This is a genomic window from Flavobacterium davisii (assembly GCF_019565505.1).
Taxonomy (GTDB): domain Bacteria; phylum Bacteroidota; class Bacteroidia; order Flavobacteriales; family Flavobacteriaceae; genus Flavobacterium; species Flavobacterium davisii.
Map to the genome: position 1 here is coordinate 267018 of NZ_CP067378.1, position 20600 is coordinate 287617.

The following is a 20600-nucleotide window of genomic DNA, read 5'->3' on the forward strand; positions in this document are numbered from 1 at the left end:
TGTGAATCCCTGTCATATCAAGGGATACGGCTTAAAAAGTTCTAACGCTACGCATTAGAACTTTTTAAATATAAAATCATTCAAAAGCCTTATCAATTAGGGGTTTAGGCGATTTTGTGAAATTATTTTTTTAGAGATAAAAAATCTAATGCGGATTTTGGGTTGAATCGAAATAATTTATTTCTTGTTCTTAATGCAGATAACCCCATTTTCAGATAAAACACTGAAAATGGGGTTATCAAAAATGATACAATCTATCTATTTGAAATTTGAATTAGGATCTTCTTAATTTTTTACTATCATTATTCCTTCTCCCAATTTCCAACTACAGACGTTGCTAAAGCATTTCCTAAAACATTTGTTGCACTTCTAAACATATCGCAAAAATGATCTATTGGCAATATTAGGGCAATACCTTCTACAGGAATATCAAACATACCACAAGTAGCTGCCACAACTACTAAACTAGCTCTTGGCACTCCTGCTATTCCTTTGCTTGTCAACATTAAAACTAATAACATCGTTAATTGAGTTCCTAAGTCTAATGAAACGCCATAAGCTTGTGCTATAAAAATACTTGCAAAAGTCATATACATCATACTTCCATCTAAATTAAAAGAATAACCTAATGGGAGCATAAATGATACAATTTTATCTTTTATACCAAATTTTTCTAATTCTTCTGTTAATTTAGGAAAAACAGCCTCACTACTAGTTGTACCAAATGCAATTACCAAAGGTGAAATAATATGATTTAAGAGAATTTTAATTCTTTTCCCTAAAAACAAATAACCAATAATTAATAATACAATCCATAACGAAGTAATTCCTACTAAAAAGGAACCAAAATATTTAGCATAAGTTAATAAAAGCTCACCTAAATCACGAATAGCAAATACGCCTGCTATTGCTCCAAAAACACCTAGTGGGGCAAATTTCATTACATAATTCACCATTTTTAATATAATATGCGATGTTTTATCTAAAGCATTTATAACAGACTTTGTATGATCGCCTAAAGAAGCGGCTGCTAAACCAAAAAAGATTGAAAAGATTACAATTTGTAAAATTTCATTGGTTGCCATTGCTTCTACAACACTTTTGGGAATTATATGTTCAACGAAATTTTGTGCCGAAAAATTTTGTGTTTTTTCTGTTACTTCCGCTGCTGTAGTTACATCTACTCCACTTAGGTTTAGCCCTGCTCCCGGTTGTAAAATATTTACCCAAAACATTCCTATTAATAAAGAAAGAAAAGAAGCAGTAAAAAACCATCCTAGGGCTTTCCCTCCTATTCTTCCAACTGCTTTTATATCGCCTAATTTTGCAATACCTACAACCAACGTTGTAAAAACAAGAGGTGAAATAATCATTTGAACTAAGCGAATAAAAACTGTAGCTAACATTTTTATGTAGCCACTAAAATCCTTAGCGGTAGTATCGTCACAATTATTATGTATAAAAATCCCTAACGCTGCTCCTAAAAGCATTGCCAATAAGATTTGGACAGTCAGATTTGAAAAAATAGATTTCTTAGAAACTTCGTTTTTAGTTATTTCCATTATTTAAATTTGATAAATTTTATTTAATAAATAATAATCTGCCATTACTACAGCAGCCATTGCCTCAACAATAGGTACTGCCCTAGGCACTACACAAGGATCATGTCTTCCTTTACCTTGTTGTTCTATCAGTTGACCATTAATAGTTAAGACTTCTTGTTTTTGAATTAGAGTTGCCACGGGTTTAAAAGCTACTCTGAAATAAATATCCATACCATTACTTATTCCTCCCTGTATTCCTCCTGACAAATTTGTTTGAGTTGTTCCGTCTGAATTAAAACGATCATTATGGTCACTTCCTTTCATTTTAGCACCACAAAAACCACTTCCATACTCAAAACCATGAACAGCATTTATTGATAACATTGCTTTACCTAATTCTGCATGTAATTTATCAAAAACAGGTTCTCCTAAACCTATTGGTACATTTTGAATAACACAAGTTATAGTGCCACCTATTGTATCGCCTTGTTTTTTTATTTCTTTAATATGAGCTTCCATTAATCCTGCAACTTCTAAATCAGGACACCTAACAGGATTGGATTCTATTTTAGAAAAATCCAATTCTTGATAAGGTTTGTTAATACTTATTTCGCCTACAGAAGAAACAAAAGCATTGATTTTTATTTCAGAAATTATTTGTTTTGCTACAGCTCCTGCCAATACTCTGCAAGCAGTTTCTCTTGCAGAACTACGACCTCCTCCTCTATAATCACGAAAACCATATTTCTGATCATAAACATAATCAGCATGACTCGGCCTATAAGTATCTTTTATGTGGCTATAATCATCTGATTTTTGATTGGTATTGGGAATTATAAAACCAATAGAGGTTCCTGTTGTTTTTCCTTCAAAAATTCCAGATACAAACTGTACTTCATCTTCTTCTTTTCGTTGTGTGACAATAGAAGATTGACTCGGTTTACGCCTTTGCATTTCTTGACTAATAAGTCCCATATCTAATTCAATACCTGATGGACATCCATCAATTACCCCACCTAAAGCTTGACCATGTGATTCTCCAAAAGTGGTTATTTTGAATATATTTCCAAAAGAATTTCCTGCCATTCGATTCCTTATTATTAACCTATATTTAAAAAGAATGTTTTTTAGTTTAGATATGTTTATATAGAAAATTTATAAAAATTTCCAAAAAATTAAGGCTGTCTATCTAAAACAGCCTTATTTAATATTAATATCGTAAACTAAAAAACAAACATAGCGCGTTCACTCATCATTTCATTTACTTCATTAGCTACTTGCTCAATAACTTCTTCATTGGTATGATTCGTTAATACTCGATCTATAAAATCTACGATTTTGTCCATATCTGTTTCTACTAAACCACGAGTAGTAATAGCTGGTGTTCCAACACGAATACCAGAAGTTATAAAAGGTGATTTATCATCAAAAGGAACCATATTTTTATTTACAGTAATTTCCGCTTTTACTAATACATTTTCAGCTTCTTTTCCTGTAATGCCTTTGTTACGTAAATCTATCAACATCATGTGATTATCTGTTCCTCCTGATATGATGTTATAACCTCTTTTTACAAATGCTTCTGCCATTGCTTTTGCATTTTTTTGTACTTGCATAGCATAAGTAAAGAACTCATCCGATAAACATTCGCCAAAAGCAACTGCTTTAGCAGCTATAATGTGCATTAAAGGACCGCCTTGATTTCCTGGAAAAACAGCCATATCTAATAAATTAGACATCATTTTTACATCCCCTTTAGGCGTTGTGTATCCCCAAGGATTGGGAAAATCTTCTCCCATCATGATCATACCTCCACGTGGCCCACGTAAAGTTTTATGAGTAGTTGTTGTTACAATATGACAATAAGGAATAGGATCACTCATTAATCCTTTTGCTATTAAACCTGCTGGATGAGAAATGTCTGCCATTAAAATAGCGCCTACAGAATCTGCTATTTCACGAAAACGTTTAAAATCCATATCACGAGAATAAGCAGAAGCCCCCGCAATAATTAATTTAGGTTGTTCTTTAGTGGCTACTTCTTGAATTTTGTCATAATCTAACATCCCTGTTTCCTGATTTACACCATAAAAAACAGGTCGGTATAATTTTCCTGAAAAATTCACAGGAGATCCATGCGTTAAGTGTCCTCCATGTGATAAGTCAAAACCTAAAATTGTATCACCTGGTTGTAAACAAGCTGCAAAAACAGCTGTATTAGCTTGAGAGCCTGAATGAGGTTGTACATTAACATACGCTGCTCCAAACAAAGCTTTTGCTCTATCAATAGCAATTTGTTCTACCACATCTACTACTTCGCAACCTCCATAGTACCTTTTGTTAGGGTATCCTTCTGCATATTTATTAGTCAAACAAGAACCTGCTGCTTCCATTACTTGGTCGCTTACAAAATTCTCTGAAGCAATTAATTCAATACCGTGAATTTGTCTATCTTGTTCATCAAGAATTAAATCGAATATTTGTTCGTCGCGTAACATTTTTGAATATTTTTTATAAATAATTGTCAAAAATACAAAAAGTGTTTGGTATAATCCCAATAGAAACTATATTTGAGGTGTAAAATTTATTTAAAATCACAAAAAAATATAATATGCCTATTACAGCTAACAATCCTGAGAGAAAATCATGGTTAGAAGTATCTTCTACTAGCGATTTTCCTATTCAAAATATTCCATTTGGTATTTTTTTAACAAAAGACGATATTGTAACCGTTGGTACTCGCATTGGAAACTATGCTATCGATCTAGGTGCATTACATCAATTGGGCTATTTTGAAGGAATTGATTTAACAGACGACGTATTTCTTCAAGACGCTTTAAACGAATTTATTTCTTGTGGAAAAAAACATGGCGATTAGTTCGTAATCGTATTGCTGATATTTTTGACGCTGAAAATGCTGATTTAAGAGATAACATCAAACATCGTGATGTCGTTATTTTTAAAATTGAAGATGTAGAAATGCAATTACCTGTATTTGTAGGTGATTATACTGATTTTTTTTCCAGTAAAGAACATGCTACAAATACAGGCAAAATGTTTCGTGATCCAGCTAATGCTTTACTACCAAATTGGTTACATATACCTGTAGGATATCATGGAAGAAGCTCTACTATTATTCCTTCAGGAATTCCTGTACATAGACCTATGGGACAAACCATGCCTGTTGATGGAACCGCTCCTGTTTTTGGCCCTTCTCGTTTAGTCGATTTTGAATTAGAAACCGCTTTCATTACTACAGATGCCAATCTAATGGGTGAAAATATTCCAGTAGGCGAAGCAGAAGATTATATCTTTGGAATGGTTCTATTAAATGACTGGAGTGCTCGTGATATTCAAAAATGGGAATATGTTCCGCTAGGCCCTTTCTTAGCTAAAAATTTTGCAAGTTCTATTTCTCCATGGATCGTAACTATGGATGCTCTAGAACCATTCCGTTGCGCATCCCCTGTTCAGGAACCTACTCCGCTACCTTATTTACAACAAACAGGAGATTATGCTTTTGACATCCGATTACAAGTCGGTATCGCTCCTGAAAATGCAGACGAAACAATCATTAGCAATACAAACTTTAAATATATGTACTGGACTATGACGCAACAGTTAGCACATCATACAATTAATGGTTGTCGTATAAATTCTGGTGATATGATGGGATCCGGTACAATATCAGGTCCTACTGAAGATTCGCTAGGATCTATGTTAGAACTAACGTGGGGAGGCAAAAATCCTATCACTTTAAAAGATGGTTCTGAAAGAAAATTTATTAATGACGGAGATACTGTAATCATGAGAGGTTACTGTCAAAATGAAAACACAAGAATTGGATTTGGTGAAGTTTCAAGTAAACTATTACCTCCCATTCCTACAAAATAAAACTTTTTAATACTCCGAACCTTTCGGAGTATTTTTTGGCTTGAATTTTGCCTAATTCATTTTAAATTTTAATTGTATGAAAAAAATTACTCCCATAATCATAGTATTCATTAGTACTTTCTTTAGCTGTAGCGGTGTTAAAAAAACACAATCAATGCTAAATGAAGGCAATTACGACGGAGCCATTTCGCTATCCATTGATCACTTAAAAACAAATAAAAATTCCAAAGGAAAACAAGATTACATCTTCTTATTAGAAGATGCTTTTGCTAAAGCCAAACAACGTGACTTAGACGCTATTTCTCTTTGGGAAAAAGAAGGTAATCCTAATCATTTAGAAAAGATATACAACACTTATATTAAACTACAAAATAGACAGGAAAAAATACAACCTTTATTACCTTTATCCTTAATAAAAGAAGGTAGGAATGCCCAATTTTCTTTTGAAAACTACTCCAATTCTTTAATCAGCACTAAGGCTAAACTGTCGGATTTTCTATACGAAAATGCGTCAAAACTAATGAAAACAAAAGATAAAATGAGTTTTCGTCGTGCTTTTTATGATTTTGAATACCTAAATAATATAAACCCCGGATATAAGGACTCTAAAAATTTAATGGATGAATGCCATTATAAAGGAACTGATTTTGTGCATGTCTATACTAAAAACGAAACTAATATGATCATTCCTTCCCGTTTGCAAAATGATCTTTTAGATTTTAGCACTTTGGGATTAAACGATATCTGGACCGTGTACCACAGCACCAAACAAAAGGATACTAATTATGATTTTGCATTACTTATTAGCTTTAGAGCCATTAATATTACACCTGAAAAAACTTCTGAAAGAGAGTTCTCAAAAGAAAAATTAATTAAAGATGGTACAAAACCTCAATTAAACTCAAATGGTCAACCTGTAAAAGATGAAAAAGGAAATGTAATCATGATTGATAATATGATTACTATTAGAAGCACTATTTATGAATATAGACAATACAAATCATGTAATATTACAGCTAAAATTGATTATATAAATCTAAATACGAATCAATTAACAAACAGTTTCCCTTTAAGCAATACTTTTGTATTTGAAAATATTTATGCAAATTATAATGGTGATCGTAGAGCTTGTGATGATAGCTATTTAAAATATTTTACTCATAGAGTCGTTCCTTTTCCTACTAATGAGCAAATGGTATATGATTCCGGAGAAAGTTTAAAGAATCAACTAAAAAGCATCATCACAACAAACAAATTTAGAAGATAAAATCTTTTTATCATTCAATCTCAATAATTAAACGAAAAATCTCAACGAAGTAAAAAAATAAAATTTGTTTCAAAAAAAAGTTATGAATCTATAAGGCAAATGGTTATTTTACACTTTAACCCAAATTCAGTATTAGAAAAAACAAATTTTATAACTTATTAAAATAAAAGGGTTTATTTATTTGATAATTCTAGTACTTAATCCCATATAGTACTAACAATCAATAAAATGTGTTTTTTGAAAATCTCTAACGCATAATCAGAGTTTAAAAAATAAAATCATCCTTTTTTACTTTTTGATACAGTAATCGCTATAAAAGCTATATATAAAATAAACCCCGTTTTAGATTTACTCTAAAACGGGGTTTTAACTAGGGAAATAAAGAGGTTTTAAAACCTCTTTTTATTAATATTGTATTTCTTACTTTTTAATTACATTATCTTAAAGTAGCCCCTAATTCACTTTCAAAACTTTGCATTAATTTACTCATCACTTTATCAATTTGTGAATCCGTTAGCGTTTTGGTACTATCTTGTAATAAAAAGCTTATAGCGTATGATTTTTTTCCTTCTGGTAAGTTTTTACCTTGGTAAACATCAAATAAATCAACTCCTTTTAATAAATTTTTTTCTGTTTTTTTAGCTAAATCCAGAACTTTTGCAAATTCAACCTTTTCATCTACTAATAAAGCAAGATCGCGGCGTACCTCTGGGTATTTAGAAATTTCTACAAATTTTACATTTGTTGACAAATGCTTTAATATCGCACTCCAATTAAAGTCCGCAAAAAAGACTTCTTGTTTTATATCAAAATGTTTTAGTATTGATTTTTTTACAGTACCAAATTCTACCAAACGAGAGGTGCCTAATTCATAAATCATTCCTTCGCTTAAAATATCATTTTCCATTGGCATAGTAACGATATTTTTGATTCCTAATCTTTCCAAAATATTCAAAATATAACCTTTAAACAAAAAGAAGTCTGTTACTTTTTGACTTTTTGTCCAAGATTCTTTAGAACGATTTCCTGTCATTGTCAACGTTAGGTGCATTTTTTCTTCATGTCCAGCTAATTGTTTGTGATATGTTTTACCAAACTCAAACAAACGTAAATCTGCATTTTTACGGTTTACATTAAAAGAAACGGTTTCTAAGGCTGAAAACAACATCGATTGACGCATAGCCGACAAATCATTACTTAATGGATTCAGCATCAAAACATTGTTCTTTTCATGTAAACTATCACTTAAATTCACATAATTTGGAGTTGTTAATGAGTTGGCCATCATTTCATTAAACCCATTCCCTACCAACAAGTTGGCAATAATATTTTGCACCTTATAATCTTCTGTTCTAGATGAATGTGCAGTTGTAGCGTTTAATTTTTGTGAAAATTCTATATTATTATAACCATAAACTCTTAAAATTTCTTCAATTACATCTATTTCACGAATGACGTCTACACGATAAGCTGGAACTGTTAAACCTAAACCAACTTTTGATATACTGTTTACTTTTATATCTAATGAAACAAGAATATTTTTAATTTCTTCATCAGGAATTTCTTGCCCTATAATTTTTTTAACTTTTTCTAAATTTAAAAAAACGGGAAAGTCTTCTATTTTTTTAGGATAAACTTCTATGATATCAGAAGTCATTTCACCTCCAGCAATTTGACATATAAGGATTGCGGCACGTTTTAAAGCATATTCTGTAATAGTAGGATCTATTCCTCTTTCAAAACGGAAAGAAGCATCTGAATTAATGGCATGACGTTTGGCTGTTTTTCGCACCGAAACAGGATTAAAATAAGCACTTTCTAAAAATAAAGAAGTTGTTCTTTCGGATACTCCTGAATTTTTACCTCCCATTACTCCCGCAATACATAAAGGCCCCTTTTCATCACAAATCATGATGTCTTCTTTATGTAAATTTCTTTCTACATCATCTAGTGTAACAAACTTTTCGCCTTCTGTAGCATTTTTTACTATTATTTTGCCTTGTATTTTAGACGCATCAAAAGCATGTAGGGGCTGGCCTAATTCGTGCAAAACGTAATTCGTTATATCTACAATATTATTTTTAGGGGTAAGTCCTATTGCCTTTAATCTGTTTTGCAACCATGCAGGGGATGGCCCGACTTTTACATCTGAAATAGTAACACCGCAATATCTTGGTACTAATGTTGTATTTGCTACATTTACATCTATTTTTAACGTCCTTTTTTCAACTTTATAGGAGCTTACAGATGGCGTAATCAATTCGGTATTAATATCTTGTTGTATCATACCTGCTCTTAAATCTCTAGCTACTCCCCAATGGCTCATAGCATCTGCGCGATTAGGAGTTAATCCTATTTCAAAAACCTCATCAATTTCAACATTAAAAACAGTTGAAGCTAATGTACCTGCTTGTATATTTTCATCTAAAACTATAATTCCTTCATGACTATCACCTACTCCTATTTCATCTTCGGCACAAATCATTCCATGGCTTTCTTCTCCTCTAATTTTACCCTTTTTTATTTCAAAAGAATTTCCTTCTTTATCATATAATTGGGTGCCTATTGTAGCTACTATTACTTTTTGCCCTTTTGCTACATTACTAGCACCACAAACTATTTGAACAGGCTCTCCACTTCCTAAATCTACTGTCGTAATTTTAAGTTTATCTGCATTTGGATGCTTTTCGCAAGTCAACACATGTCCTACTACTAAACCTTCCAATCCTCCTTTTATTGAAAAAAACTTTTCAACTCCTTCTACTTCAAGACCTAAATCAGTTAATAATTCAGCTGTCTTTTCAGAACTCCAATCTGTTTTAATAAATTGTTTTAACCAGTTATATGAAATCTTCATTTTGAATATTTATCAAATTTTTAAACCAATGACAAAGATAAAAAATTACTTAGGAGTTTAACCATAATTTTACACACTCTTTTAGCCTTCTTTTCTGTATTCTTATTCCTTTTTAAATAGTCTTTTTAAGTTCTAAATAAAGGGGAATTTTATATTCATATTTCTTTTTATCAGTAACTCTTTATTATTATTTACATTCCTTTTTAACTTTTTCACCCCTCTTTTTTGCATTTGGAAGAAAAATAAAGTGGAATAGATTTACTTCGTCTATTCGCTACGCTCGGGTCTAAGGCGTAATCTGGGGTAAACTAAAATGGAATACCTGCTTGAATTTGAAAAAACAAAACACAATAAATCAAGTTTCGTTCATCTACTTCCAGTCTAATACCTATTTGGGGTTAGCTCTTTAGAACAAAAACTTATACTGTCACAATTTCCTGCCATTTATTCATGAAATATCACTTTATGACATAATAAAAAAATTAAACACTGTAAAAAACATATTTTGTTATATATATAAAACAAATAACATATAATTAAAATATTTTTTTATCAATAAAGGTTATTTTTTAATAAAACCAATTTTTGTTATATTTAAGTTAAAAAAGAATAAAAAAAACAAATAAAAAAACACCATAAGATTATTTTAACTTTTTTTTTGGAATAAAATTTGAAAAAAGGTTTTCTATTAATTTTTAAAACATCGTTTTTATGAAAAATTTTTTAATTGCAAGTGCCTTATTACTTACTTCTGGTTTATTTGCTCAAAAAGGAAGTTTCTATGTGGGAGGACAAATGGGGTATTCTAGCACTAAAGCAAAAGTAGAAGGTAATACGACTTTTGACGGTTCTACATGGAACTTTTCACCTGAAGTAGGTACTTTCTTAACTAATAATGTACAATTAGGCGTTGGATTTACAACGCAAGGTTCTACAAAGGAGTATGGAAATACAGAAGTGAAAGAAAATCAATATGGAGGTACTATTTACAGCCGTTATTTCTTTGGTGAAGGCAGTAAATCTTTTAGACCTTTTGTAGGTGTTAATTTAGGATTATTACCGGAAATTCTACTAATACTACAAAAACAATTTTAGGTAATACTGAAATTAAAAATAATACGTTTGAACTTAACACAAATCTAAATGCTGGATTTGCTTATGCACTTTCTCCTAAAGTGACTGTTGTGGGGTCTTTAGGTGTTTTAGGATTTTCATCTCACACTTCAAAAAATAAAGACACAAATAGTAAGGAAGAAAAAAACAGCTTCAATTTTGACATTAATTCTTTAGGTAATAGATTTAACGTAGGTCTTTATTATACCTTATAGAATTGTCATTTTATAGTTACTAAAATTATAATAATTTTTTGATGAAGAGACAGTCTAAAAGCATATTGAGTTATTCATTATCTTAAAAAAGATATTTTATTTAGGTTTTTTTCTTATTTTTTTAAGAACTATTTCAATGCTTTTTTAAGACTGTCTCTTTTACATTTTGATACACTTCTGCCTCAATTTGTAATCGTTTTTCTTATTGTTTTATGAATGTACTTATTTTATCGGCTATTTTTTGTGCTTCAATAGTATGATGCGAGTCTCTATAAATTACTTTTCCATCTATAAGAACGATGATTTGAGGCGATTGATGAATTACGTCTAATGTTGTTGCTATAAAGTTTGAAACCGATCTATAAGCAAGCAAGTCTAAATAATTAAAATCGCATATATTTTCTATTAAGTTAAAACCATTTGTTAATCGTTCTTTTGCAAATGCACTAATACCGCATGTTACGCTATCTTTAAAAATAACTTGTGGCTTATGGTATGATTTTTCAATAATATCAAGTACTTCTCTTTCTGTTTTTATGCTATGCCATTTTTGTGTTTCCATATAACTTTTTTTTAAAATATTAATTAATCATTTTCATTATCTCTTTTGAGTTTATTTGTATACATTTCGTTTAATTTTGTTATTTTAGGTAAAATAACAACCTGACAATATCCTTGGTATGGATTTTTATTATAATAGTCTTGATGATAATCTTCTGCTGGATAAAAAATAGGAACAGGAGCTAATTCTGTAACAATCTTATTTTCAAACATCGGGTTTAATTGTTTTATAACTTCTTCTGCCTCTATTTTTTGTTGTTCATTATGATAAAAAATAACGGATCTGTATTGAGTACCATAATCTGCTCCTTGGTAATTGAGTGTTGTTGGATTATGATGTGTCATAAAAATATTTAATAATTCGGTATAAGATAACTGTTCGGCATCAAAAGTAACTTGTACGACTTCTGCATGACCTGTGCTACCGCTACAAACTTCTTTATAAGTAGGATCTTTTATTTTGCCCCCGGTATAACCTGATACCACTTTTTGTACCCCTTTTAGTCTTTGAATTATTGCTTCAACACACCAAAAACATCCTCCTCCAAAAGTAGCTATTTCTATTTTGCGCATCTTTTATTTTTTTCTTATTTTGGATTTTTATACAATGAAATAGAATTTATACAATAGCGCAATCCGCTAGGTCCTGGACCATCAGGAAAAACATGTCCTAAATGACTATTGCATATATTACACATTACTTCTACTCGAATCATACCAAAAGAGTTGTCTTTTATATATTGAATTGTGTTTTGTTTTATTGGTTGTGTAAAACTTGGCCATCCTGTTCCTGAATCAAATTTTTCTGTGGCATCAAAAAGGGGGGTATTACACCCTATACAACTATATATCCCCGGTTCGTAATGAGCACAATGCGCTCCCGAAAAACGTGCTTCGGTACCTTTTCTTCTTGTTATATGAAATTGTTCTTCTGTTAGCATACGTTTCCATTCCTCATCCGTTCTTTCCATCTTTTTATCGGGCGTTAAATTTCCTTTAGTAGCCAGTCGAATGATCTCTACCCAATTTAATTCTTTGCTTTCCATAATCCTTATTTTATTTACAAAGTTACAATTAAGTAACCTTAAAATAGTAGTGTATTTTTCCCTAAAACTTGTTCATTATTCCTTTTGTTCTTACGAATGGTTCAAACCAAATTCAGCATTAGACTCTAAATAAATTGGCAAAGCCTCCTCTATTCCTTTTTATTTTCTTTCAAATTCATTTCTAAAGTGCTATCATGCTACAAATATTTTGTTATATAATCGGGCTATAATCGTATTTTTTAAAGACATAATAAATGCTTTTGCCACAAGATCATAAGATTTTTAAACGGCGGTAACTAATCTTTGCATTTCGGATATCATTTGATACGGTGGTTTGTATAGGATTGTATCATTGGATCGCATCGAAGGTATTTTAAATTATTTGAAATGGTAATGTATGATCGATTTGTTATTTACAAAAATTATGTCTTATATGCAAAAATATTTTAAAAAATTTGTTAAATAAATCGGTTTTTAATCAAAAAATACTTTACTTGTAGAAATAATTGTAAACAATAATAACTAAAAAATGGCAGTAAAAAATCAAATTAGCATCGCGATTCCACAGGAAGTGATTGAATCGGTAACTCAAAAACTACAAGAATGCAAAACCGCTTTAGCACCTTATTTGCAAGGATTAACTATTGAGGAGCGTTCTTCTTTATTTAAAATGGGGGACAAAACGGTGGCTACCGTCCAAAAAACAAAATCGTATGTAGATACCAATCCTGAGTTTGTACCGGCTTATATGGACAAAACGGAATTTTTAAAAGACGAAGCGTTAGTGACTGTTTTAAGTCCTATTGCCAATTTAGCTTCGCAGTTAACCACCGATGTTAATGACACGGTGATGTTAGCGGGTAGTGAGGCACTACAAGCCTCAATGTTGTATTACGGTCAGGTGAAAGAAGCTAGCAACAGAGGAATTGCTACGGCCAAACCTATTTATGAGGATTTGAGTCAGCGTTTTATGAAAAGACCCAGTAAAAAGAAAACCGAATAATTCTTGATTTTTTAATTTATTAACTGAAAGAGACGCCAGTAATGGGGTCTTTTTTTGTTCTATACCTCAAAAGGGATTAATACCATTTAGACTTAAAATATACTGGATTAAAAAGGAAGTTCTCGATACGTTTTTTTTTATTTTAAAAAGAACTCGAACAGACGGTTGAGTCTATAATTGAAATGATCATTAGTTTGAGCGCGAAGCCAATGTCGTTAAGTTAAGGAAATTTAATTCAAAAATCACTTTGTTATATTGATGATTTTAAAAAGATTATGTGATTTCTCCTTACGTCGAAATGACAAGATTATGAAAATTTTCTTGAATAAATCACCCTTCTGTTTGTCACTCCGACGCAAGGAGGAGTCGCATAATCTAATTCAATTTTTGAGCCTGCTGTGTTGTTTACTTTATGTGATTTCTCCTTATGTCGAAATGACAAGATTATGAAAATTTTCTTGAATAAATCACCGTTCTGTTTGTCACTCCGACGCAAGGAGGAGTCGCATTATCTAATTCAATTTTTGAGCGTGCTCTGTTGTTTACTTTATGTGATTTCTCCTTATGTCGAAATGACAAGATTATGAAAATTTTCTTGAATAAATCACCCTTCTTTTTGTCACTCCGACGCAAGGAGGAGTCGCATAATCTAATTCAATTTTTGAGCCTGCTGTGTTGTTTACTTTATGTGATTTCTCCTTACGTCGAAATGACAAGATTATGAAAATTTTCTTGAATAAATCACCGTTCTGTTTATCACTCCGACGCAAGGAGGAGTCGCATTATCTAATTCAATTTTTGAGCGTGCTGTGTTGTTTACTTTATGTGATTTCTCCTTATGTCGAAATGACAAGATTATGAAAATTTTCTTGAATAAATCACCGTTCTGTTTGTCACTCCGACGCAAGGAGGAGTCGCTTAATCTAATTCAATTTTTGAGCGTGCTGTGTTGTTTACTTTATGTGATTTCTCCTTCCGTCGGGATGAAACGAGAGACTTAACTTAATGACACTGAGTGCGAAGCGCATCGAGAACGAACACTCATTTTTGTTGTTTTTGTAGAGGTACTATTTTTAAACCCAGATTACGCATTAGACCCGAGCGTAGCGAATAGACGAAGTAATATCATTTAAGGTTCAAATTTACTGTAATAATATCGTGTAATATCTCTTGATTCGTATATTCTGTAGTGAGTTTTGGTTTAGGTAATTTCAAAACTAAAATGGTATTATTAGAACCTCAGAAGGTATAATTATAACCTAAAAGGGATTAATTAGAACCTCAGAAGGTATAATTATAATCTAAAAGAGATTAATTATAATCTAAAAGAGATTAATTATAATCTAAAAGGGATTAATTATAATCTAAAAGGGATTAATTAGAACCTAAAAGGTATTAATTAGAACCTCAGAAGGTATAATTAGAATCTCAGAAGGTATAATTATAATCTAAAAGGGATTAATTATAATCTCAGAAGGTATAATTAGAATCTAAAAGGGATTAATTAGAACCTCAGAAGGTATAATTAGAATCTAAGAGGGATTAATTAGAACCTAAAAGGGATTAATTAGAACCTCAGAAGGTATAATTAGAATCTAAAAGGGATTAATTAGAACCTCAGAAGGTATAATTATAATCTAAGAGGGATTAATTAGAACCTAAAAGGGATTAATTAGAACCTCAGAAGGTATAATTAGAATCTAAAAGAATCTAAAAGAATCTAAAACAGTCTAATAATCTGTTTAAAATGAGTGGTTATATGAAAAAAGCTCAGACATTCAATCTGAGCCTTTATTTTTTGACTTACACATTTTATGGGATAGTTTCTTTTTTAATTTTTTATCTGTCTAGCTAAATTCGTTTCACTTTGTTGAATATTTGATTTCAGCTTCTCTTAGATATTTCATTACTGACAAACGAACGCGAAAGGATTCGCGCACGAGCGGTGATTTCTCCTTATGTCGAAATGACAAGATTATGAAAATTTTCTTGAATAAATCACCCTTCTGTTTGTCACTCCGACACAAGGAGGAGTCGCATTATCTAATTCAATTTTTGAGCCTGCTGTGTTGTTTACTTTATGTGATTTCTCCTTATGTCGAAATGACAAGATTATGAAAATTTTCTTGAATAAATCACCCTTCTGTTTGTCACTCCGACGTAAGGAGGAGTCGCTTAATCTAATTCAATTTTTGAGCGTGCTGTGTTGTTTACTTTATGTGATTTCTCCTTATGTCGAAATGACAAGATTATGAAAATTTTCTTGAATAAATCACCGTTCTGTTTGTCACTCCGACGCAAGGAGGAGTCGCTTAATCTAATTCAATTTTTGAGCCTGCTGTGTTGTTTACTTTATGTGATTTCTCCTTATGTCGAAATGACAAGATTATGAAAAATTTCTTGAATAAATCACCGTTCTGTTTGTCACTCCGACGCAAGGAGGAGTCGCTTAATCTAATTCAATTTTTGAGCCTGCTGTGTTGTTTACTTTATGTGATTTCTCCTTGTGTCGAAATGACAAGATTATGAAAATTTTCTTGAATAAATCACCGTTCTGTTTGTCACTCCGACGCAAGGAGGAGTCGCATAATCTAATTCAATTTTTGAGCCTGCTGTGTTGTTTACTTTATGTGATTTCTCCTTGCGTCGGGATGAAACGAGAGGTTTAACTTAATGTCCTTGTTCGCGCTCGATCCGGGGTTTCTTAATCCTTTATTAAAAAATTACAGTTTTGCAATTTTAGGTCTAAAAAAAGTAGAATATTTTTCAATATATTCTTTAAACCATTTGAATTGATTAGTCCAATCATTTCTATCAGTAAAATCTCCAGAAGTTTTTAAAATCACGACACTAGATTTTTTACCTTCTAGTTTTTCCCAAATAATATCAGGGTGTATTTCTAATAAAGATTTTTCGTAATAGCTAGAATGCAATTTATCAAAGTTTTCCTTTGCTTTATCACCATTAATATAAAGCCAAATATTGATAGAATTATCTCTAGAATTAACCGTAGGAGATATGTTAAAATAACTACGACCAACAGCAATATTCGTCCAATGTTGCATTAACGGATTTTGCATTTTAACAAAACTGCGGTTTTCTTCCATATAGTTTTTTAAACTTTGCCAATATTCTTGCTGTAACAATTTTATTTCAGTCACGTTTTGGCTAGATGCTGATTTTTTAACTTGTTTAGTCCAATCGTTAGGATTTGAAACTAATTTAAAATTAGGAGCAGGTAATGAATCCCCTATTTTGTATAACTCTATTTCAATTCCAAAAAAATTAATCGTTTCATCGGTTACTCTATTTAACCAATCTAATGCCGCTCTATGTTCCTCCGTAAATTTTTGTGCAATCCAAATAATTGTTACCGCATCGAGTCCTGCGGCATAGGTTAGCAACTGCCCTAAATGGGTATGATCTGTGCGTTCTAATTGATTTTCAATCAAAACATAATGATCATTGAGAGTGTCTTTACATAATATATCTGCACTAAACGGGCCTACTTTTTCTTCTTGTCCTTGTAGTTCTAATTCAACACCAATAGTTTCACCCAATAACTGAATATTCTCAGGTTTTGCTAACCAAGGAGTAAAATCAGTAGCTTCTTTTTTCCAGTAGCTACGTAAGTCTATTTTTTCTAATCGTCCTAGTTTCATTTTTTAAGTCGCTTCTAGTTAAATGTTAGCTTATAGTTTTTTTTCTTTTATACTTGTTTTATAATTTTTACACTTTGGTAATCTATTTCCACCATTTTTCTTCTTCCCTTTTTGGTTTTATGTCCAAAGCTTTTGGATTTACATTGGGGTATTTTTTAAATAATATTTATAATCTTGCTGTAAACTGACTAAACGAACGCGAATGGATTAGCTTCGCAGAACTTCGTTTCACACACAAACAAGGGAGCTCCTGAAAATCCAAAAAAATCATCTTTCCTTTTTTATTTATATATTATATCTCACCTCCTACCTCTTTAAACTTCTCCACAAATGCACTTATTTTTTGAAACACACTTTGTTTTTTGGTCAAATACTGAGGATTTAACGGACTCATTTTAGGCAAAATAGCATTGAGTTCTGTACCGTTTTCACTGGCGTATTCTCGTTTTAATGAAGCTTTGATATATCTTTTTGTAGCTTCTTCATTTAAATTTTCCTCTTCAATTAATTCCCTTATTGCTATTTTTTGTTTTTGTTGGGCATACTTAAAAAATGAATCGATAATATTTGCTTTTTCTTCAATAGCGTCTAATTCCGTTTCGTTAATAAAATCAACAACTAAACTTTCTTTTGCTCTATTGCCAATACTAGCCCGAATCACACGGCGCACTTCTTCTATTAACGTTGCTTTATCTTTGTTTTTTTTGTTGTGTTCAAAAATCAATTCCAAAATATAATCAAGGTTGATTTCTTGTGATTTTAATAAATCAATTTCAAATACTACATCATCCCAATCCATTTTAGATTCTTCTGCTTCTCTACCGTTTTTCTCACGACGTAACCAATCACGAATGTCATTATAGGTAGAACGATAATCCTGAACGGTTCTTTCTGATAATACACTTATTTCTTGCATAACGGCTATATCTTCATCCGTTACAAAGTAGGTTTCCTTAAAAGCTTCGATGGCTTCAGCATCCTTTGTATCAATATGTTGTAAAGCTTTTAGATGTGTAAATTCATCGTAATTCTGTAAAATATTCTCTACGCGTAAGTATTCCCCAAAAAGCTTTACAAACTCTTTTTTGTCTTTTTCGGTAACGATTTCCTCTGGATTTGGAAATCTTTCATTTAACTCATGCACGACATCCTTATATCCTCTACGTGCTTTCCCTGTAACAATATCGGTAAAGCCTTCTAAATATTCTTTGTAGCTTTTTTCAAGTACTACGTTTTTGGTGTTTTTATCGCCAAATAAGGTAATAGCATCAATAGTGGCTTGTTCTAAATCGCGGAAGGTTACAATATTTCCAAAAGTTTTGGTTGCATCGTAAATTCTATTGGTACGTGAAAAGGCTTGCATCAACCCGTGGTAGCGCAAATTCTTATCTATAAACAAGGTATTCAAGGTTGGGGCATCAAAACCGGTAAGAAACATTCCGACAACTATTATCAAGTCAATTTCTTTACTTTTTACGCGTTTTGCCAAGTCACGATAATAATCATGGAAGCCACTTTCAATGTTAAAATTCATTTTAAACATGGCATTGTAATCATGAATTGCCCTTGTTAAAAACTCTTTTGCACTTAAATCCAAGGCTGTTGGCTCAAACGTTTCATCTAAAATTTCACCAATAGCACTTTGCTCTTCATTGGCTGCAAAGGAAAAGATAGTGGCTATTTTAAGCGGTTTTTCGCTTTCTTTTTGTAGGTTGTTTAATTCTTCGTAATAACATTTTGCCGCATCCACACTACTTACAGCAAACATGGCGTTAAATCCAGCGTTGCCTCCTTTGGTTCTGTGCGTTTTTTGTCTGAAATTTTGTAAAATGTATTGCGAAATTTCTTTAATACGCTTCGGGTGTAGCAAAGCGGTGTTGTTTTCGGCTGCAGTTAATTTTTTTTCGTCTTGTTCTGCTTCGATATTTTTAAATTGCGGGCGAACATTGTTATAATCTACTTTGAATTTTAGAACCTTGTCATCTCTTATAGCATCTGTAATGACATAAGAATGCAACTCACGACCAAAAACACTTGCGGTAGTTTCGGCACCTAGAGCGTTTTGCGGAAAAATAGGCGTTCCTGTAAATCCAAATTGGTAGAATTTTTTAAATTTTTTATTTAGGTTTTTTTGGGCTTCGCCAAATTGAGAGCGATGGGCTTCATCAAAAATAAACACTACTTGTTTTTGATAAATAGCCAAATCACTTTCGGTTTTCATTAAGTTATTTAACTTTTGTATGGTGGTTACAATAATCTTATTGTCGTCTTTTTCTATGTTGCGTTTTAAACCTGCCGTACTATCAGAACCATTTACACTATCAGGCGAAAAGCGTTGGTATTCTCTTATGGTTTGAAAGTCTAAATCTTTCCGATCGACCACAAAGAATACTTTGTCTATAAAATCCAGTTGGGTAGCTAAACGTGCGGCTTTAAAACTGGTTAGGGTTTTACCAGAACCTGTGGTATGCCAAATATATCCTCCGCTTTCCACATTAGACCAATTTTTAGCGTTATAAGCACTTTCTATTTTCCATAACATTCGTTCGGTAGCGGCTATTTGGTAAGGACGCATGATTAACAAGGTATCGCTTGTATCAAAAACCGAATAAGTTAACAATACATTCAAAAGGGTGTTTTTTTGAAAGAAGGTAACTGTAAAATCTTTTAAGTCGGTAATTAAAGCGTTATCGGCTTTTGCCCAGTTCATAGTAAAGTCGAAACTGTTTTTGTTGCGTTGTGTGGTATTGGCAAAATAGCGGGTATCGGTACCGTTGGAAATAACAAATAGTTGTATGTATTTAAAAAGGGAATTGGTGGTATTAAAACTTTCTTTTGAGTAACGGTGTACCTGATTGAAGGCTTCACGAATGGCCACCCCTCGTTTTTTTAGTTCGACATGTACCAAAGGCAACCCGTTTACTAAAATGGTTACATCGTAGCGGTTAGTATGTGTGCCTTTTTGTTCGAATTGAGAAATGACTTGCACTTTATTGCGGGTGATGTTCCTTTTATCTACTAAATAGATGTTTTGGATATGCCCATCGTCAAACACAAAATCGTGTACATAATTATCGTGTATTTTTCTTGTTTTATCTACTAGGTTATCACTTGGTTTATCGAGATATTCTTCTACAAAACGTGTCCATTCGCTATTGGTAAACGTCATGTTGTTCAATGCTTGCAGTTGTACACGTACATTTGCTAACATGGTATCGATAGATTTAATATCGATAGCATTTTCATACCCTTGATTGATTAAATCTTGGATGAACTCACGTTCTAAAGCGGATTCGGATTGGTAGGCTGTTGGTGCCTCATTAACCTTTGAATATTTGGTGTATTTATCTAAAACAATAAAATTGTTGGATTCGGCGATAGTTTTATAGTTTGCCATTTTGTTTTTTTAGTTTATCGTTTTCCCATTTTTGTGGGTTG

The 20600-nt window shown here is 31.9% G+C and carries 12 protein-coding genes and 1 pseudogene; 4 read left to right on the forward strand and 9 right to left on the reverse strand.

All coding sequences use genetic code 11. The features are described 5' to 3' along the window. Window positions 1–302 precede the first annotated feature (302 nt). The 3 genes from JJC05_RS01385 to glyA all read right to left on the reverse strand — a co-directional run bounded on the left by JJC05_RS01385 (window position 303) and on the right by glyA (window position 4042). Window positions 303–1562 carry a dicarboxylate/amino acid:cation symporter gene (locus JJC05_RS01385; RefSeq protein ID WP_127823129.1) on the reverse strand — a complete coding sequence of 420 codons (1260 nt, stop codon included), beginning with the start codon at window positions 1560–1562 and terminating at the stop codon, window positions 303–305. Window positions 1563–1565: 3 nt separating this feature from the next. Beyond that, window positions 1566–2630, reverse strand: coding sequence for a chorismate synthase (gene aroC / locus JJC05_RS01390; protein ID WP_235878016.1), 1065 nt, complete (start codon window positions 2628–2630; stop codon window positions 1566–1568). A 137-nt stretch (window positions 2631–2767) separates the two neighbouring features. Then, window positions 2768–4042: a serine hydroxymethyltransferase gene (glyA, locus tag JJC05_RS01395; protein ID WP_105196380.1), complete on the reverse strand. Its 1275-nt coding sequence runs from the start codon at window positions 4040–4042 to the stop codon at window positions 2768–2770. Between the two features lie 113 nt (window positions 4043–4155). On the opposite strand from glyA, the pseudogene fahA reads away from it, so the two are divergent. After that, window positions 4156–5438 (forward strand): annotated as a pseudogene (gene fahA, locus JJC05_RS01400) (fumarylacetoacetase). 76 nt (window positions 5439–5514) lie between these two features. Beyond that, window positions 5515–6705, forward strand: coding sequence for a hypothetical protein (locus JJC05_RS01405; RefSeq protein WP_105196378.1), 1191 nt, complete (start codon window positions 5515–5517; stop codon window positions 6703–6705). A gap of 436 nt (window positions 6706–7141) precedes the next feature. Here JJC05_RS01405 and pheT read toward each other — a convergent pair whose 3' ends face one another. Next, a complete protein-coding gene (gene pheT, locus JJC05_RS01410) occupies window positions 7142–9562 on the reverse strand; it encodes a phenylalanine--tRNA ligase subunit beta (RefSeq protein WP_235878018.1) in 2421 nt (806 codons plus the stop codon). A gap of 711 nt (window positions 9563–10273) precedes the next feature. Here pheT and JJC05_RS01415 point away from each other — a divergent pair. Then, entirely contained in the window at window positions 10274–10657 is a 384-nt protein-coding gene (locus JJC05_RS01415) for an outer membrane beta-barrel protein (protein WP_235878019.1), read from the forward strand. Between the two features lie 435 nt (window positions 10658–11092). Here JJC05_RS01415 and ytxJ read toward each other — a convergent pair whose 3' ends face one another. From ytxJ to msrB, 3 genes are read right to left on the reverse strand one after another with little or no spacing between them, the layout of a single operon-like run. Next, the gene (ytxJ, locus tag JJC05_RS01420; RefSeq protein WP_088392643.1) at window positions 11093–11452 is read right to left on the reverse strand and encodes a bacillithiol system redox-active protein YtxJ; all 360 of its coding nucleotides are present in this window, start codon (window positions 11450–11452) and stop codon (window positions 11093–11095) included. A 23-nt stretch (window positions 11453–11475) separates the two neighbouring features. After that, on the reverse strand, window positions 11476–12024 hold the full coding sequence (gene msrA, locus JJC05_RS01425) for a peptide-methionine (S)-S-oxide reductase MsrA (RefSeq protein WP_105196375.1): 549 nt from the start codon (window positions 12022–12024) through the stop codon (window positions 11476–11478). Window positions 12025–12038: 14 nt separating this feature from the next. Beyond that, entirely contained in the window at window positions 12039–12497 is a 459-nt protein-coding gene (msrB, locus tag JJC05_RS01430; RefSeq protein WP_235878020.1) for a peptide-methionine (R)-S-oxide reductase MsrB, read from the reverse strand. A gap of 529 nt (window positions 12498–13026) precedes the next feature. On the opposite strand from msrB, the gene JJC05_RS01435 reads away from it, so the two are divergent. Beyond that, on the forward strand, window positions 13027–13500 hold the full coding sequence (locus JJC05_RS01435; RefSeq protein ID WP_105196374.1) for a hypothetical protein: 474 nt from the start codon (window positions 13027–13029) through the stop codon (window positions 13498–13500). A 2723-nt stretch (window positions 13501–16223) separates the two neighbouring features. Here the strand turns inward: JJC05_RS01435 and JJC05_RS01440 are convergent. Both JJC05_RS01440 and JJC05_RS01445 read right to left on the reverse strand, forming a co-directional pair. After that, window positions 16224–17162: a DUF4268 domain-containing protein gene (locus JJC05_RS01440; protein WP_235878021.1), complete on the reverse strand. Its 939-nt coding sequence runs from the start codon at window positions 17160–17162 to the stop codon at window positions 16224–16226. A 292-nt stretch (window positions 17163–17454) separates the two neighbouring features. Next, window positions 17455–20559, reverse strand: a complete 3105-nt coding sequence (locus JJC05_RS01445) for a type I restriction endonuclease subunit R (RefSeq protein WP_235878022.1) — start codon at window positions 20557–20559, stop codon at window positions 17455–17457. Window positions 20560–20600 lie beyond the last annotated feature (41 nt).

Coding starts and splice junctions, on each gene's coding strand:
- JJC05_RS01385 (WP_127823129.1), bottom strand. CDS start 1,562: ATGGAAATAACTAAAAACGAAGTTTCTAAGAAATCTATTTTTTCAAAT.
- aroC (WP_235878016.1), bottom strand. CDS start 2,630: ATGGCAGGAAATTCTTTTGGAAATATATTCAAAATAACCACTTTTGGA.
- msrB (WP_235878020.1), bottom strand. CDS start 12,497: ATGGAAAGCAAAGAATTAAATTGGGTAGAGATCATTCGACTGGCTACT.
- JJC05_RS01405 (WP_105196378.1), top strand. CDS start 5,515: ATGAAAAAAATTACTCCCATAATCATAGTATTCATTAGTACTTTCTTT.
- ytxJ (WP_088392643.1), bottom strand. CDS start 11,452: ATGGAAACACAAAAATGGCATAGCATAAAAACAGAAAGAGAAGTACTT.
- JJC05_RS01435 (WP_105196374.1), top strand. CDS start 13,027: ATGGCAGTAAAAAATCAAATTAGCATCGCGATTCCACAGGAAGTGATT.
- JJC05_RS01440 (WP_235878021.1), bottom strand. CDS start 17,162: ATGAAACTAGGACGATTAGAAAAAATAGACTTACGTAGCTACTGGAAA.
- JJC05_RS01445 (WP_235878022.1), bottom strand. CDS start 20,559: ATGGCAAACTATAAAACTATCGCCGAATCCAACAATTTTATTGTTTTA.
- glyA (WP_105196380.1), bottom strand. CDS start 4,042: ATGTTACGCGACGAACAAATATTCGATTTAATTCTTGATGAACAAGAT.
- msrA (WP_105196375.1), bottom strand. CDS start 12,024: ATGCGCAAAATAGAAATAGCTACTTTTGGAGGAGGATGTTTTTGGTGT.
- pheT (WP_235878018.1), bottom strand. CDS start 9,562: ATGAAGATTTCATATAACTGGTTAAAACAATTTATTAAAACAGATTGG.
- JJC05_RS01415 (WP_235878019.1), top strand. CDS start 10,274: ATGAAAAATTTTTTAATTGCAAGTGCCTTATTACTTACTTCTGGTTTA.